This window comes from Pseudomonas syringae group sp. J254-4, from assembly GCF_032586855.1.
Taxonomy (GTDB): domain Bacteria; phylum Pseudomonadota; class Gammaproteobacteria; order Pseudomonadales; family Pseudomonadaceae; genus Aquipseudomonas; species Aquipseudomonas amygdali.
Window position 1 is genome coordinate 131,104 of sequence record NZ_JAWHOO010000011.1, and the last position, 13,544, is coordinate 144,647.

At 58.5% G+C, this 13,544-nt stretch carries 14 protein-coding genes and 1 pseudogene; 5 read left to right on the plus strand and 10 right to left on the minus strand.

Annotated elements, in window-relative coordinates; translation table 11 throughout:
• Positions 1 to 40 precede the first annotated feature (40 nt).
• Complete coding sequence (locus RYB09_RS15150; protein ID WP_316889156.1) at positions 41 to 616, minus strand: nitroreductase family protein; 576 nt, start codon at positions 614 to 616, stop codon at positions 41 to 43.
• A 6-nt stretch (positions 617 to 622) separates the two neighbouring features.
• Between RYB09_RS15150 and RYB09_RS15155 the strand changes: the two are divergent.
• Together RYB09_RS15155 and RYB09_RS15160 are read left to right on the plus strand one after the other, a co-directional pair.
• Positions 623 to 835, plus strand: a pseudogene (locus tag RYB09_RS15155) (ATP-binding protein); the annotation flags it as partial.
• Positions 836 to 1,099: 264 nt separating this feature from the next.
• Complete coding sequence (locus tag RYB09_RS15160; RefSeq protein WP_057403681.1) at positions 1,100 to 1,342, plus strand: hypothetical protein; 243 nt, start codon at positions 1,100 to 1,102, stop codon at positions 1,340 to 1,342.
• 185 nt (positions 1,343 to 1,527) lie between these two features.
• On the opposite strand, the gene araH is transcribed toward RYB09_RS15160, so the two are convergent.
• The 4 genes from araH to RYB09_RS15180 all read right to left on the minus strand — a co-directional run bounded on the left by araH (position 1,528) and on the right by RYB09_RS15180 (position 6,186).
• The gene (gene araH, locus RYB09_RS15165; protein WP_004664988.1) at positions 1,528 to 2,493 is read right to left on the minus strand and encodes an L-arabinose ABC transporter permease AraH; all 966 of its coding nucleotides are present in this window, start codon (positions 2,491 to 2,493) and stop codon (positions 1,528 to 1,530) included.
• A 41-nt stretch (positions 2,494 to 2,534) separates the two neighbouring features.
• Positions 2,535 to 4,058 (minus strand): L-arabinose ABC transporter ATP-binding protein AraG, encoded by a 1,524-nt coding sequence (gene araG / locus RYB09_RS15170; protein WP_002553558.1) that lies wholly within the window; start codon positions 4,056 to 4,058, stop codon positions 2,535 to 2,537.
• A gap of 55 nt (positions 4,059 to 4,113) precedes the next feature.
• Entirely contained in the window at positions 4,114 to 5,127 is a 1,014-nt protein-coding gene (locus RYB09_RS15175) for a substrate-binding domain-containing protein (RefSeq protein WP_003410036.1), read from the minus strand.
• Positions 5,128 to 5,313: 186 nt separating this feature from the next.
• Positions 5,314 to 6,186: an SMP-30/gluconolactonase/LRE family protein gene (locus tag RYB09_RS15180; RefSeq protein ID WP_316889159.1), complete on the minus strand. Its 873-nt coding sequence runs from the start codon at positions 6,184 to 6,186 to the stop codon at positions 5,314 to 5,316.
• A 261-nt stretch (positions 6,187 to 6,447) separates the two neighbouring features.
• On the opposite strand from RYB09_RS15180, the gene RYB09_RS15185 reads away from it, so the two are divergent.
• Positions 6,448 to 7,596: an aldose epimerase family protein gene (locus tag RYB09_RS15185; RefSeq protein WP_058407519.1), complete on the plus strand. Its 1,149-nt coding sequence runs from the start codon at positions 6,448 to 6,450 to the stop codon at positions 7,594 to 7,596.
• 57 nt (positions 7,597 to 7,653) lie between these two features.
• Here the strand turns inward: RYB09_RS15185 and RYB09_RS15190 are convergent, their stop codons facing one another.
• From RYB09_RS15190 to RYB09_RS15205, 4 genes are read right to left on the minus strand one after another with little or no spacing between them, the layout of a single operon-like run.
• Positions 7,654 to 8,550, minus strand: a complete 897-nt coding sequence (locus RYB09_RS15190; protein ID WP_122258443.1) for a metal ABC transporter substrate-binding protein — start codon at positions 8,548 to 8,550, stop codon at positions 7,654 to 7,656.
• 11 nt (positions 8,551 to 8,561) lie between these two features.
• Complete coding sequence (locus RYB09_RS15195; RefSeq protein WP_316889162.1) at positions 8,562 to 9,431, minus strand: metal ABC transporter permease; 870 nt, start codon at positions 9,429 to 9,431, stop codon at positions 8,562 to 8,564.
• Positions 9,428 to 10,177 (minus strand): zinc ABC transporter ATP-binding protein AztA, encoded by a 750-nt coding sequence (aztA, locus tag RYB09_RS15200; protein WP_005733071.1) that lies wholly within the window; start codon positions 10,175 to 10,177, stop codon positions 9,428 to 9,430. The genes RYB09_RS15195 and aztA overlap by 4 nt, the downstream gene beginning before the upstream one ends.
• Positions 10,174 to 10,302, minus strand: a complete 129-nt coding sequence (locus tag RYB09_RS15205) for a hypothetical protein (RefSeq protein ID WP_002553552.1) — start codon at positions 10,300 to 10,302, stop codon at positions 10,174 to 10,176. The genes aztA and RYB09_RS15205 overlap by 4 nt, the downstream gene beginning before the upstream one ends.
• A 213-nt stretch (positions 10,303 to 10,515) precedes the next feature.
• Here RYB09_RS15205 and RYB09_RS15210 point away from each other — a divergent pair, with 213 nt between their 5' ends.
• Together RYB09_RS15210 and RYB09_RS15215 are read left to right on the plus strand one after the other, a co-directional pair.
• On the plus strand, positions 10,516 to 11,736 hold the full coding sequence (locus tag RYB09_RS15210) for a putative DNA modification/repair radical SAM protein (protein ID WP_122258445.1): 1,221 nt from the start codon (positions 10,516 to 10,518) through the stop codon (positions 11,734 to 11,736).
• Positions 11,733 to 12,572 carry a TIGR03915 family putative DNA repair protein gene (locus RYB09_RS15215; RefSeq protein ID WP_122281383.1) on the plus strand — a complete coding sequence of 280 codons (840 nt, stop codon included), beginning with the start codon at positions 11,733 to 11,735 and terminating at the stop codon, positions 12,570 to 12,572. The genes RYB09_RS15210 and RYB09_RS15215 overlap by 4 nt, the downstream gene beginning before the upstream one ends.
• 70 nt (positions 12,573 to 12,642) lie before the next feature.
• Here RYB09_RS15215 and RYB09_RS15220 read toward each other — a convergent pair whose 3' ends face one another.
• Positions 12,643 to 13,485 (minus strand): PhzF family phenazine biosynthesis protein, encoded by an 843-nt coding sequence (locus RYB09_RS15220; protein WP_316889166.1) that lies wholly within the window; start codon positions 13,483 to 13,485, stop codon positions 12,643 to 12,645.
• Positions 13,486 to 13,544: the final 59 nt, after the last annotated feature.

The window sequence follows — 13,544 nt, forward strand, 5'->3', positions numbered from 1 at the left end:
CATTTGTGATGCATGCCACGCGCGTGATTAAGGCTCTACTTCAGTGTGTAACGACGATGTCTGAAATCGAATTGCGCCACCGCTCTTCGATTCTCGCGTCGTCTGCTCGATAGCCAAGAGCGATAACCAGCGGTGTGACGGCACCACGTGGCAGCTTGAGAAGTTTGGCAACTTTCGCACCTGAAAATCCTTCCATCGGGCACGTATCGATGCCCTTCGCGGCTGCGCCAAGCATGATGGTTTGAGCTGCAAAGATGGCATTGCGTGCCGCCCATTGCCGACCGCCGATATGGCCGATGGGGAGTAGCGAGAGGGTCGGTCGGATCAGCGCTGCAAGCGAAACGATCGGCGACCATAAAACAGAAGATCCCACTCCGAGAATCTTCTTGAACATACCTATCTGCTTGCGGTAATAGGCCTTTGAATCTGCTCCCAACACAGACGAACCTTCAACGTGGTCAAGTTGTGCGTTGGCTGTACGCAACCCCAGCGCAGGACTCGCCACGATCACGATGAGCTCGGCCGCTGATGCTGCAGCTTTCTGGCCGTTGCAAGCGACCGCCAAATTCGCTCTGAGCCCAGGATCGCGGACCCAGTGCAGTTGATAAGGCTGCATGTTCCCGCTGGAGGGGGCTTCGACACTGCGCAGGCGTCCCTCCACTACCTGTCTCTGCTGAGAAACTCGACCAGAGCGGGCACCGGGAAAGGCCTGGGGCTTTTTCTGGTGCGGCGCATCTGCGAACGATTTCGGTGGACGCTGACCCTGGAGTCGATGCCGACGCTAGGCACCAGAGCGGAGCTGGATTTCCGGACTCGGCTAGTGCAGTACCGGTAAATTCGACAGCAAGCCTCTATAACTTCAGCGTCATGAATGGCATGAGAAACATCATGAGATTAACGGTGCGACACTATTAATAAGCACGCCAAGTTAAATTTTTTTCACAGGCCAAAAAACAGCCTTACCGTCATAAAAAAAATAGACATTATTCACGTGGCCAACAACCTGCTATTCAGCAACTTTAATGCAGTTATTTGTAGCCACCCCATCATTAAGCCACGCAGAGAAAACATCATGAACCGAGTAACAGCAAAGTCCGCATTGAAAGCTCTCGTTGTGACAACCATTGCAATCATCGGCCTGCAGGGCACGGCATTTGCCGCCACCGGTATACAAACCGCACCAGCTGTCGATGGCAAACACGCGCTCGTGCAAGAGGCCGGCAAGACTGAAGCCACTCGCACCACATCTGCACCACTGCAAGTAGCGACGAGGCTGAAAAACGGCTTCCGTATCAACAACGCCTGTGACGATACCGGCCTCCCTTGCCCGCCTCGCGGCTAAAAGCACCGGTTAAAAACAGCCGCAAAGTAGTCACTTTGCGGCTGCACTGTTATAGAACAATACCGTTGTTACCTGTCCACTCTGCAAGTGATCAGCCCCCTGAACTCAGCCGCTACTTGCATCTCCATCCATGTCGCTCATGCCCTCGCGACTAAACAGCAATGCCATAACAGCGGCCAACAGGTTCAGCGACGCTTCAGTCGGTCGATGATAACCGCCAGCAACAGAATCGTGCCGCGAATCACGTATTGGTAGAACGTATCGATATTCTTCAGGTTCATCGCATTCTCGATGATCGCCAGAATCAACACACCAGCGATTACATGGCGGATCATGCCGATGCCGCCGCTCAGCGAAACACCGCCCAGTACGCAAGCCGAGATGATGGTCAGCTCGAAACCCTGACCGATCATTGGCTGCCCCGAGGTCATACGCGAAGCCAGCACCACGCCAGCCAGTGCCCCGACAAGCCCGTGAACCGCGAAGATGATGATCTTGGTGCGATCGACATGCACACCCGCCAGCAACGCAGCTTCCTGGTTGCCACCGATAGCCATGGTGTTGCGCCCGTAGGTGGTGTAGTTGAGCAACCAGCCGAAGAATATGAAGCAGGCGATGGTGATCAGGATCGGCACTGGCACGCCATATATCTGGCCGTTGCCGAAGATGAAGAAATCCTCGTTGGAGACGCCGACGGCCTTGCCGTTGGAGAAGATATACGCAAGGCCGCGCACGATCTGCATGGTCGCCAGAGTCGTGATCAGGGCATTGATGCGCAGCTTGGCAATCACGATGCCATTGATCAGGCCAACCACCAGCCCCAGCGCCAGCGCGGCAGAAACACCGAGAAACACGCTGTCGGTGTCGCGGATAACAATCCCGGCGATCACCCCGGAACAGGCCAGCACCGAACCGACCGACAGGTCGAAGTGCCCGGACGCCAGGCAAAAGAGCATGGTGCAGGCAGCAATGCCTACAGTGGAAATCGCAAGGCCTAGCCCCCGCATGTTCAGCGGTGACATGAAGTTGTCGATGAACACGGCGCACAGCAGGAAGATTCCCACGGCAGCCAGGAGCATCACCCAGTCATCGGCAAAACGACGCAGGTTCATGCCCTGACGGGGAGCCTGCAGGCTGGATTCGGTAGACATATGCACCTCTTTCTTATTGTTCATGGTCAGGGGACCGGTTATCAGCTGCGCGTACGAGGCAGAGCCAATTGCAGGAGTCGCGATTCATCAGCCTCATCGCGGTTGAGTTCACCGGTGATCGCGCCTTCGCTCATCACCAGAATGCGGTCGGAAATACCCATGACTTCCATCAGGTCACTGGACACCACGATGACCGCAATCCCGTCGGCGGCCAGGTTGTGAATGATCTCGTAGATCTCGGATTTGGCACCGACGTCTATCCCGCGGGTGGGCTCGTCCAGCAACAGGACCTTCATCGGCATCGACAGCCAGCGACCGAGAATCGCCTTCTGCTGATTGCCGCCAGAGAGGAACATGATCTGTTGCTCGGGCGATGGTGTCTTGACGTTCATCGACTTGATCTGGCTGCGCGCGTTGTCGCGCTCCCAGCGGCCCTGGATCAGGCAGCCAAGATTTACATGCCGGGGCCGTGCACCGATGTTGATGTTCTCCGCGACGCTGGACAGCGGCACGATACCTTCCTTTTTGCGGTCCTCCGGGCAGAGCAGAATGCCCGCTTCGATCGAGTCACGCGGGGACTTGAGCGTCAGTGGCTTGCCGTCCAGCTGCAACGTGCCTGCCGTGCTGCGTGTCAGACCCGACAGCAGACGGAACAGCTCGGTACGCCCGGCGCCCACCAGCCCGAAGAACCCCAGCACTTCACCCTTCTCTACGGCAAAACTCACCGGTTCGTGCAACCCCGGCCCCAGTAACCCGGTCACTCGCAGGCTAGGCCCTTGATGCTGACGCGGACGGTAGTTGTAGATGTCCTGAATATCGCGGCCGACCATGCAGGTCACCAGCCGGTCATGATCCAGATCGGCCATCTGCTCGAAGGTTTTTACAAACCGACCGTCCTTGAATACCGTTACGGCATCACAGACACGGAAGATTTCTTCCATGCGATGGGATACGTAAAGAATCACCCGCCCCTCGTCGCGCAGCCGCACGATGATCGCCATCAACCGGTCAATTTCACGTGCCGACAGGCTGCTGGTGGGTTCGTCAAAAGCGATGACGTGCGCATTGCGTGACATGGCCTTGGCGATTTCCACCAATTGCCGCTGGCCCAGTGAAAGATCACCCAGGCGAGTGCGCGGGTCGATTTCGTCAGCCAGGCCTTTGAGCAGCTCGCCTGCCCGACGGTACATCGCGCCACGATTGATCAAACCGAAACGATTGGGCATGTGCCCAAGCAGCAGGTTCTCGGCGACAGTCATTTCCGGGACCAGATGCAATTCCTGGTGAATCACCGCCACACCCGCCGCAATGCTCTCGGCGGTGGATTTGAACTGGTAGCTCTGCTCACCGATCTGCAAGGTGCCGCTATTGGGCTGATAAGAGCCGCCGAGGATTTTCAGCAGCGTGGATTTACCGGCACCGTTCTCTCCCATCAAGGCGTGAACACTGCCGGGACGCGCTTCGAAACTGATGTCCGAAAGCGCCTTTACGCCGGGGAAAACCTTGCCGATGCCGTTGAAGCGCAAGGCACCGTTTATGGATGTTTGCTCGATAGCCTGTTGCATGAAACCAACCTCCTCGCACGTGTGAGGGGCCTGAAAATCAGGCCCCTCAGTCAACTCACTTCCACAGACCGATCTTGGTCAATACTTCCTGGAAGTTGGCGCGGGTGATCAGTGTCACATCGTCCATAGCGGTATATTTAGGCGGTTCGACGCCCTCGGTGACCCACTTATACATATACAGCGCGGTGTTGTAGCCTTCCTTGTCCGGGCTTGGCAGCATGGAACCAAAGAAGCCACTCTCTTTTTTCTTCAGTTCATCAATGGCATCGGTGCCGTTGATGCCGATCCCTATAACGTTTTTCGCGCTGAAACCATTGCTCGCCGTCGCGCGTACGCCACCCAGAACAGTGTTGTCGTTCATGCCGCCGATGATCAGGTTCTTCGCATCGCCCGGCAGTTTTGGCAGCGCCGAGTTGGTGGCGTCCATGCTGCCTGGTACATCAAGGGTTTTCTGCGCGGTGAACAGGATGTGATCTTTCGGCAAACCGGCCTCTTCAAGCGCCTTCACCGAACCGTCAGTGCGTTTCTTGCCGGTGTCCAGCTCGTTGTAGGTGTTGATGATCGCGTAGGTGCCTTTCCACCCGCCCTCATCCCACTTGCGGTTCTTCGCTTCGGTGGCCATGGCGGCACCTTGCTTCTGGCCCACTTCAAAGGCTGCCATGCCCAGATATGGCACGTCCTCCATGAAGTTGCCTTTGGCGTCGACAAAACGATCGTCCACGGCCATGACTTTCAAACCGAGCGCCTTGGCCTTGGCCACGATTGCAGGGCCCAGAGAGACATCAGGCGGGCAGATCACAAAGCCCTTGGCACCGTTGGCGGCCAGGCTGTCGATAGCGGAAAGAGTCTTTTCACCGTCTGGCACGGCAATCTTGAGCACGGTAAAACCATGCTCCTTGCCTGCCTTTTCAGCAAACGCCCATTCGGTCTGGAACCAAGGCTCTTCAGCCTGCTTGACCAGAAAGCCGATTTTGACTTCATCAGCAGCGGAGGTGATGCCACTCATGCCCAGAATGGCGGTGGTGACGGCGGCACAGCACAGGGAACGAATCCCGTGACGACTCAACATAGCTAACTCCTTATTTTTATTGAATAGCTACAGCGTTCAGCGAGGTGGCGGTTGCAAACGCATAGGCGTTCGAGAACCGATTAAATAGTCATACCATATAATGAATGACCGCTATGTAACCGAATGTCACTCCTGCATTTCCCATCGCGACGCCGCTGCAGAAAAGGCGACGGCACGGTACTTTTTTCAACCGCTGAAGCGCTGACACAGCGTTCCTTTGACGCCAACATGCGCCATCAGCACCGCGCCATCGAACCGTCCATGAGCATCGGCAGGCGCTGCACTGGTGACATACAGCGTCTCCAGGTCAGGACCACCGAACACGCAACTGGTGGGATGGCTGACGGGCAGCTCGATAACCCGGTCGACACTGCCGTCGGGGGCAAAGCGGATCAGGCAACTGCCTGCCCAGCGCGCATTCCAGACATAACCTTCGGCATCCATTGCCGAGCCGTCGGGCGAACCCTGGCTCTGCTCGGCCGCCCATACCTGACGTGGTCCCAGCAAGCCATCTTCCTGCACAGGGTATTGGTAGATCACTTCGTCGAGGGTATCGGCGCTGTACAGCACGCTGCCGTCGGTATTCCAAAGCAGGGTATTGACGATGCCCTGCCCGTCCAGCAAACGCGTCACGCGGGCGTCGGGTTCAACCCGGAACAGCCCGCCTGAACGACGAACCAAAGGTAAGTCTTTGCCTTCGGCATCGATATTGTTTTGCATGCTGCCCAGCCACAGGCGGCCGCGCGCGTCGCAACGGGCCTCGTTGGCGCGATTGCCAGGGGTCGGGTCTGCCACGCAGAACAACGCCAGTGAGGTTTTTTCGGATTTGAGGTCAAGGCGATACACACCGCTGGCCAGAGTCACCAGTGCGTCGCCCTGCTCGGTCGGTATAAACGCAGAGACCGGCTCGGGCATGCGCCATTGGCGATACTCCCCGGCAACCAGCCGACAAGCCAGAAAACCGGCAATGTCGACCCAGTACAAGGCCTGCTCTGCGGCGTCCCAGAAGGAGCCCTCGGCCAGCTTGAAACGGTGCTCGGAAACGGGCAACCAGTTCATGAAAAATGTCCTTTGTTATTGTTGTAAAGGCACTTTTTGGATGTTTGCGTCGCAGTCTTGTCCAACCTGCGTGCCCAGTCGACCTGTTTCGCAGGCACCCAGCGGATCGACCGCCACGGGCACCGCGCCTCAGTGAAGCTGGCACTACTAAATAGTATTACAATTTATTTTTCAAGTGGCATTTTATAGGCTATAAATCCATGCATCGGCTTTAATCCGATCAAATAGTCTTACCAATAACAATAAAAGCAGGCAGATCAGATGAAAACACATGCTCTCCTCAGCACCCTTGGACTGTCCTTGATGATCAGCACCTTGACTGCACAGGCCGCGGCACTCTCCAGCGAACACAGCACTTTCGGCCAACTGCCCGACGGCACTGCCGTCGAGAAATTCACCCTGCGCAACAGTCACGGCGTGCAGGCCAGCATCATCACCTACGGCGCGACGCTGCAGTCGCTGCTGGTGCCTGACAAGGCCGGAAAGGTCGAGGACATCGTCCTGGGCTTCGACGATGTTCAGGGCTACCAGAACAACGGCACGGTTTACTTCGGCGCGACCATCGGCCGATTCGGCAACCGTCTGGCAGGCGGCAAGTTCAGCCTGGATGGCAAGACCTACCAGGTCCCGCTCAACGACAAGACCAATGCCCTGCACGGCGGCACTCAGGGTTTTGATAAACGACTCTGGAAGGCAGAAGAAACCAAGACCGGTGATTCGGTCGGCGTGAAGCTGACGTACGTGTCGCCGGATGGCGAGATGGGCTTTCCGGGCACATTGAAAACCGAAGTCACTTACAGCCTGAATGAGCAAAACGAGCTGAAGATTGACTACCGTGCCACCACTGACAAGCCGACAGTGCTGAACCTGACCAACCACAGCTATTTCAACCTGGCGGGTGCAGGCAGTGGTGATGTCCTCAAACAGGTCGCCACCCTGCACGCTTCGCACTACACACCGGTCAACGACAAGCTGATCCCGACCGGCGAACTGCCTGCCGTCGCGGGCACGCCGATGGACTTTCTCAAGCCCACCGCGTTCGGCAAGCACATCAAGGACGATCACCAGCAGTTGAAATATGCCGAACCCAAACAAGGCGGCTTTGATTTCAACTGGGTACTCGACACTAAAGGTGATGTGAAGAAACTGGCCGCCGAGGTCAGCGACCCGCAATCAGGCCGCAGGTTGCAGCTGTTCACTACCGAGCCAGGCGTACAACTGTATACCGGCAACTTCCTGGACGGCAGCATTCACGGCAAGGCGGGCAAGGTCTACCCGCACTGGGGTGCCTTTACCCTGGAGACCCAGCACTATCCTGATGCGCCCAATCAGCCGAAATTCCCCAGCACACGACTGGACCCAGGCAAAACCTACACCCAGACCACCGTGTTCAAGTTTCTCAATAACTAGTGACGTTGGTTGAAAGTCGCCCAGCCCCTGAAACCCAGGGGCTGGCGACTCTCAAGGTTACTGATTGCGCTTCATTGCCGCAGTCAGGGTGTCGACGTTGTAACGGAACATCTTCGCGTAGGTCGACGCAGGGCCATCGGCTGGCGACAAGGCTTCAACGTACAACTCGCCGCCTGGCTGGGCACCACTGGCTTCGGCAATCTGCTTGACCAGACGCGGGTCGCTGGAGTTTTCGAAGAAGTAGGCACTGACATGCTCGGCCTTGATCTGACGAATCAGTTTCGAGACATCAGCTGCCGACGCTTCCGATTCGGTAGACAAGCCCAACGGTGACAGGAAGGTTACGCCATAGGCATCGCCAAAGTAGCCGAACGCATCATGAGAGGTGAGGATCTTGCGCTTGGCGGCCGGAATCGACTGAATCTGATCGCGGGCGTAAATGTCCAGTTGCTGCAGCTCGACGATGTAGCGATCGCCATTGGCCTGATACTCGCTGGCCCCGTCCGGGTCGGCTTTCTTCAGCGCGGCGATAATGTTACGCACATAAATCACCCCGTTGGCGGCGCTGTTCCAGGCGTGCGGGTCGACAATGCGCTTGCCGTCTTCGTCCATGCTGCGGGTCTTGATCCCTTCAGAGAGCACTACCGGCTTGCCCTTGTAGCCCGACGCTTTGATGAGACGATCCATCCAGCCTTCCAGATGCAGTCCACTGACAAACGCCAGGTCGGCATTTTTCAACGCCTGGGCATCACTTGGTGTTGGCTCGTAGACATGCGGATCGCCGTTCGGGCCGATCAGGGACTTTACGTGAACACGGTCGCCGCCGACCGTACTGACCATGTCCGCGATGACCGTGAACGACGCGACGGCTTCCAGCGGTTTGGCCTGGGCCAGGCTGGCGAATGCGGACAGCGCCAGTGCAGCTATGGAACTCAACACCATCAATCGTTTCATGACGTACCTTTTCAGTTAGCCAGGTGAGGTTTGGGAAATAGTCGGCGCACGATGCCCGTGCGCCCGAACAACAGGGAAAGGCCGTAGAACGCACTGGCGGTAAGCACGATGGCCGGCCCCGAGGCGACGCCAAGGTGGTAGGAAACGATCAGGCCGATCAGGCCTGACAAGGTCGCCAGGAGTGTCGAAATCACCATCAGGCCACTCAGCGAGTTGGTCCAGAAACGTGCCGCGGTTGCCGGCAGCATCATCATGCCCACGGCCATCAAGGTGCCCAGCGCCTGAAAACCTGCGACCAGGTTCAGCACCACCAGCAGCAGGAACAACACGTGGTACAGCGAGCCGCGTCCGCCGACCGCACGCAGGAAGCCCGGATCGAAGCATTCCAGCACCAATGGGCGATAGATCACTGCCAACAGAATCAGCGTGAAGGAAGCGATGCTGCCGACCATGTAGATAGCGGTGTCATTGATGGCCAGAATGGTGCCGAACAGCACATGCAGCAGGTCGACACTGGAGCCATGCAGCGAAACGATCAGCACCCCGGCCGCCAGAGAGGTCAGGTAAAAGCTGGCAAAGCTGGCGTCTTCACGCAGCGAGGTCAACCGACTCACCAGCCCTGACAGCAAGGCCACTGCCAGCCCAGCGATCAGCCCGCCGAAGCCCATCGCGGGCAACGACAGCCCGGCGACCATGAAGCCCACCGCCGCGCCGGGCAGCACCGCATGGCTCATGGCATCGCCCACCAGACTCATACGGCGCAGCATCAACAGCACGCCCACCGGCCCGGAACCAATCCCCAGCGCCAGGCACGCCACCAGCGCGCGGCGCATGAAACCGAATTCGATAAAAGGCTCGACGACCAGGCTATAGAGCATCATGAGCGCTCGTCCTCGCTATCACACAGCAAGGCGTCCGGGCTCCAGTACTCGGCCATGTTGCGCGCCTTGCGCAGGTTGGCGGCGCTGAGCACTTGCGAGGTTTCGCCCCAGGCAATGGCTTCACGGGCCATCAGCAGGGTTTGCGGAAAGTGCTGACGCACCTGTTCGATATCGTGCAGGACCGCAATAACTGTGCGCCCCTGCCCGTGCCAGGCGCGCACCAGTTCCAGCAGATCACGGGTGGTGCGTGCGTCGATGGCGGTGAATGGCTCGTCCAGCAGAATCACCGAAGCGTCCTGTAGCAGCAGTCGGGCAAACAGCACCCGCTGAAACTGGCCGGATGACAACGAACCGACGCTGCGCCCTTCAAAGCCCTCCAGGCCGACCGTGCTCAGCGCTTCCCCGGTCAGTCGTGCATGATTGCGTGTCAGGCTGCGAAACGGCCCGATGCTGTGCCAGGCCCCCATCGAAACGGTATCGGCGACGCTCAGCGGAAAACTGCGATCGATTTCTGCGGCCTGGGGTAAGTAGCCTATCGTGCGGGTCGCCAGGCGGCCACGGTCGACGCGCCCCTGAGCGGGCTTCATGGTGCCGGCGATGGCCTTGATCAAGGTCGATTTACCCGCCCCGTTCGGGCCGACGATGGCCGTCAGGCTGCCCGCCTCGAACCGCCCGCTGATGTGGTGCACCGCCGGGCGGCGCTCATAGGCCACAGTAAGGTTTTCCAGAGCAATGGCTGCACTCATGGAATGGCCACCGACCAGCCGATGGCCAGCCAGAGCAATATCAGCACCGCAAGAGAAAACAGGACCCGCTTCCAGGCCGATTGGGCCAGCACGGAGCCTGCTATCGAGGCAAAAGGAGTTTTCACGCGAAAGTAACCTGCAACTATTTGTTACAGTATTACATACCGGTCACGTAAATGTTATTAAATAACATTCATCCTTGAGTGCGCCCGTCCGGACAAACCTTCACCCTCGCTGAAAATCGTTAACCCATAGCGATACGTGCAGGCCCGCTGTACGGTACTTGTCGAGCTGCAGCCGACCCTATACTGTACATGCAAACAGTAAAGGGGCACTTCATGCAGCTTATCGACAAGCTCAGCATTCTGGCGGACGCCGCCAAGTACGATGCGTCGTGCGCCAGCAGTGGAGCACCCAAGCGCAGCTCGCAGGACAAATCCGGGCTGGGTTCCACCAACGGCATGGGCATCTGCCATAGCTATACGCCGGATGGGCGTTGCGTGTCGCTGCTGAAAATCCTGTTGACCAATTTCTGCTTTTACGACTGCCAATACTGCGTCAACCGCCGCTCCAGCGACGTGCCTCGTGCGCGCTTCACACCCGAAGAAGTGGTCACCCTGACGCTGGACTTCTACCGTCGCAATTGCGTCAGTGGGCTGTTTTTGAGTTCCGGGATCATCCGCTCTGCGGATTACACCATGGAGCAACTGGTCGAGGTCGCCCGGCTGTTGCGCGAAGTGCACGAGTTTCGCGGTTATATCCACCTCAAGACCATCCCCGACGCCGATCCGGCGCTGATCGAAAAAGCGGGTCGCTATGCCGACCGCCTTAGCGTCAATATCGAGCTGCCGACCGACCTGAGCCTGCAGACCCTCGCACCGGAAAAAGACGTCGCGTCGATCAAGCAGGCCATGCAGACCATTTACACCGGCGAGCAGACCGTGCGCAACGAACCGCGGTCGCCGCGCTTTGCCCCGGCCGGGCAAAGTACGCAAATGATCGTCGGTGCCGATGCTACCGACGACAGCACCATCCTGCACAGCGCGCAGTCGCTGTACAGCAATTTCAAACTGCGCCGGGTCTACTACTCAGCGTTCAGCCCTATCCCCAACAGCCCCAACAGTGTGCCACTGGCTGCACCGCCGCTGATGCGCGAACACCGGCTGTATCAGGCCGACTTCCTTTTGCGTGGCTACGGTTTTACTGCAGGCGAGTTGCTCAACGGCCCCGGCGACCTGGCACTGGACATCGACCCCAAGCTGGCCTGGGCGCTGGGCAACCGACAGGTGTTTCCGCTGGACCTGAACAAGGCCGACGCGGCGCTGATTGCCCGGGTGCCAGGCATCGGCATTCGTACCACACAGCGGCTGGTCGAGCTGCGCAGGCAACGGCGTATCCGCTATGAAGACCTCACCCGCATGCGCTGCATACTGGCCAAGGCCAAGCCGTTTATTATTACCAGCGATTACCACCCGCCGCATGCGGAAACCACCAGCGAATTTCTGCATCACCAGTTGCGTGACAGGCCGCAGCCTCAGCAAATGGGGTTGTGGGGATGATCTGCCTCGACTGCGACGACATGTTCGGCACCTGGCGGCAACAGGCACGCTGGCTGCTGAGCCATGAAATCGACCCCAGCCAGGTCAGCTGGAAGTCACCGGATGCCGCCGACCTGTTTGGCAGCGAAGAAGAGTACCCGCGGGAACATGGCCCCTTTCAGGCGAGGGTTCCACTGGAATTGGTGCAACTGCTGGAAAGCGCCTCGCGCTACCGGGGCGATCAGCGCTGGAGCCTGTTGTACGAAGTACTGTGGCGCGTCACCCACGGTGATCGCACGGCCATGATGGCTGGCGACAAGCTTGGCAGCGAGCTGCACCGTCGTCTCAAGTCGGTCAGACGTGAGGCGCATCATCTGCACGCATTTCTACGCTTTGTCGCCTTGCCGCCTGTCGCTGATGACGTGGCCATCATGCGCCCGCAGTACGTGGCCTGGCATGAGCCAGCGCACGATATTCTGCTCAGTGCCAGTGAGCATTTCATCGGCCGCATGGGCCAGCACCGCTGGATGATCGCGACTCCCCAGGACGGCGTGTATTACGACGGCAAGCAGCTGATCCACGAGCGCCGCTGCCCTGACGCGTGGCAGACCATGGCCCGGCAGGTCGAAGACCCGCATGGCGAGTTGTGGCTCACCTATTACAGCCACATATTCAACCCTGCACGTCTGAACCCCAAAGTCATGGAAGGCCACTTCCCTTCGCGCTTCTGGAAGAACCTGCCCGAAGGCCCTTTGATTCCAGCGCTGATCACCCAGGCCCGGACTGGCAAACAACGCGACGGCCAGGCCAGCGATATCGCCGCCCGACGTGGCAAAAAGATTGCGCACAGAGATTGAGTCTTTCGCTCTCGGGCTCTTGTTACCCGGTATTCCGAGCTCTTCAAGTGTTGTTTATGACGATGAGCGCCTAAAGCGAAACGCGCCCTTCAATACAGGTAACCGTCGAGCCGCCCACCCAGATATCTTCACCTACACGCTGAATGGAGACTCGTCCCTTGCGGCTGAGCGCGGCACCCTGACTGACGATGTAATTGTCCGGTGCCAGCCCCTCTTCCAGAAACCAGCGAGCGATTCCGGCATTGAGGCTGCCGGTCACCGGGTCTTCCACCACGCCGTCGCCCGGTACAAAAGCGCGCACTTCAAACTGCGCCTCATCACCATCGACTGCCGGGTCCCATGGCGCAACGACGCCGAGTTTCAGGCCGCTCAATAGTGTGTAATCCGGCTGCAACCTCAGAACACTGGCGCGATCTGCCAGCCTGAAGGCGACCCAACCCGGGCCGTTATCTACCCAGCGCGCATCCAGAATCTCGCCCGCCTCCAGCTTCATACCGAGGCGGATCTGCTCGATCAATTCAGGGTCTACGGGGCCCGAACGCAACAAAGGCGGCGCAGTGAATGCCAGCCCGCTGCCCTCGCGACGAATGCGCACCAGACCGATCCCGCACTCCTGGATAATTTCCTCACCCTGCGCTGCACCACCGTTTTCGAGCCAGGCGTGGCAACTGCCCAGAGTGGGGTGACCTGCAAACGAAAGCTCTCTAAAGGTCGTGAAAATACGAACACGATAGTCGGCGCGCGGGTCTGTCGGTTTGAGCAGAAACGTGGTTTCACTCAGATTGGTCCAGCGTGCAAAGGCGGCCATCTGTTCATCACTCAGCCCGTCCGCGCCCAGCACCACCGCCAGCGGATTACCGAGCAAAGGCTGATCGCTGAACACATCCAGTTGTTTGAAATGAAACGAGCGCATTTGAGCTTCCTTGGCAAGGCGTTAAAGAACCAAGGTTGCCACGTGTGCCCCCGGGTGGA

What these genes read in the sequence shown, in the direction of transcription:
- RYB09_RS15195 (WP_316889162.1), bottom strand. Translation starts at nt 9,431, where the DNA reads ATGATGCTCTATAGCCTGGTCGTCGAGCCTTTTATCGAATTCGGTTTC.
- RYB09_RS15185 (WP_058407519.1), top strand. Translation starts at nt 6,448, where the DNA reads ATGAAAACACATGCTCTCCTCAGCACCCTTGGACTGTCCTTGATGATC.
- RYB09_RS15190 (WP_122258443.1), bottom strand. Translation starts at nt 8,550, where the DNA reads ATGAAACGATTGATGGTGTTGAGTTCCATAGCTGCACTGGCGCTGTCC.
- RYB09_RS15210 (WP_122258445.1), top strand. Translation starts at nt 10,516, where the DNA reads ATGCAGCTTATCGACAAGCTCAGCATTCTGGCGGACGCCGCCAAGTAC.
- RYB09_RS15215 (WP_122281383.1), top strand. Translation starts at nt 11,733, where the DNA reads ATGATCTGCCTCGACTGCGACGACATGTTCGGCACCTGGCGGCAACAG.
- araH (WP_004664988.1), bottom strand. Translation starts at nt 2,493, where the DNA reads ATGTCTACCGAATCCAGCCTGCAGGCTCCCCGTCAGGGCATGAACCTG.
- araG (WP_002553558.1), bottom strand. Translation starts at nt 4,058, where the DNA reads ATGCAACAGGCTATCGAGCAAACATCCATAAACGGTGCCTTGCGCTTC.
- RYB09_RS15175 (WP_003410036.1), bottom strand. Translation starts at nt 5,127, where the DNA reads ATGTTGAGTCGTCACGGGATTCGTTCCCTGTGCTGTGCCGCCGTCACC.
- RYB09_RS15180 (WP_316889159.1), bottom strand. Translation starts at nt 6,186, where the DNA reads ATGAACTGGTTGCCCGTTTCCGAGCACCGTTTCAAGCTGGCCGAGGGC.
- RYB09_RS15150 (WP_316889156.1), bottom strand. Translation starts at nt 616, where the DNA reads ATGCAGCCTTATCAACTGCACTGGGTCCGCGATCCTGGGCTCAGAGCG.
- aztA (WP_005733071.1), bottom strand. Translation starts at nt 10,177, where the DNA reads ATGAGTGCAGCCATTGCTCTGGAAAACCTTACTGTGGCCTATGAGCGC.
- RYB09_RS15220 (WP_316889166.1), bottom strand. Translation starts at nt 13,485, where the DNA reads ATGCGCTCGTTTCATTTCAAACAACTGGATGTGTTCAGCGATCAGCCT.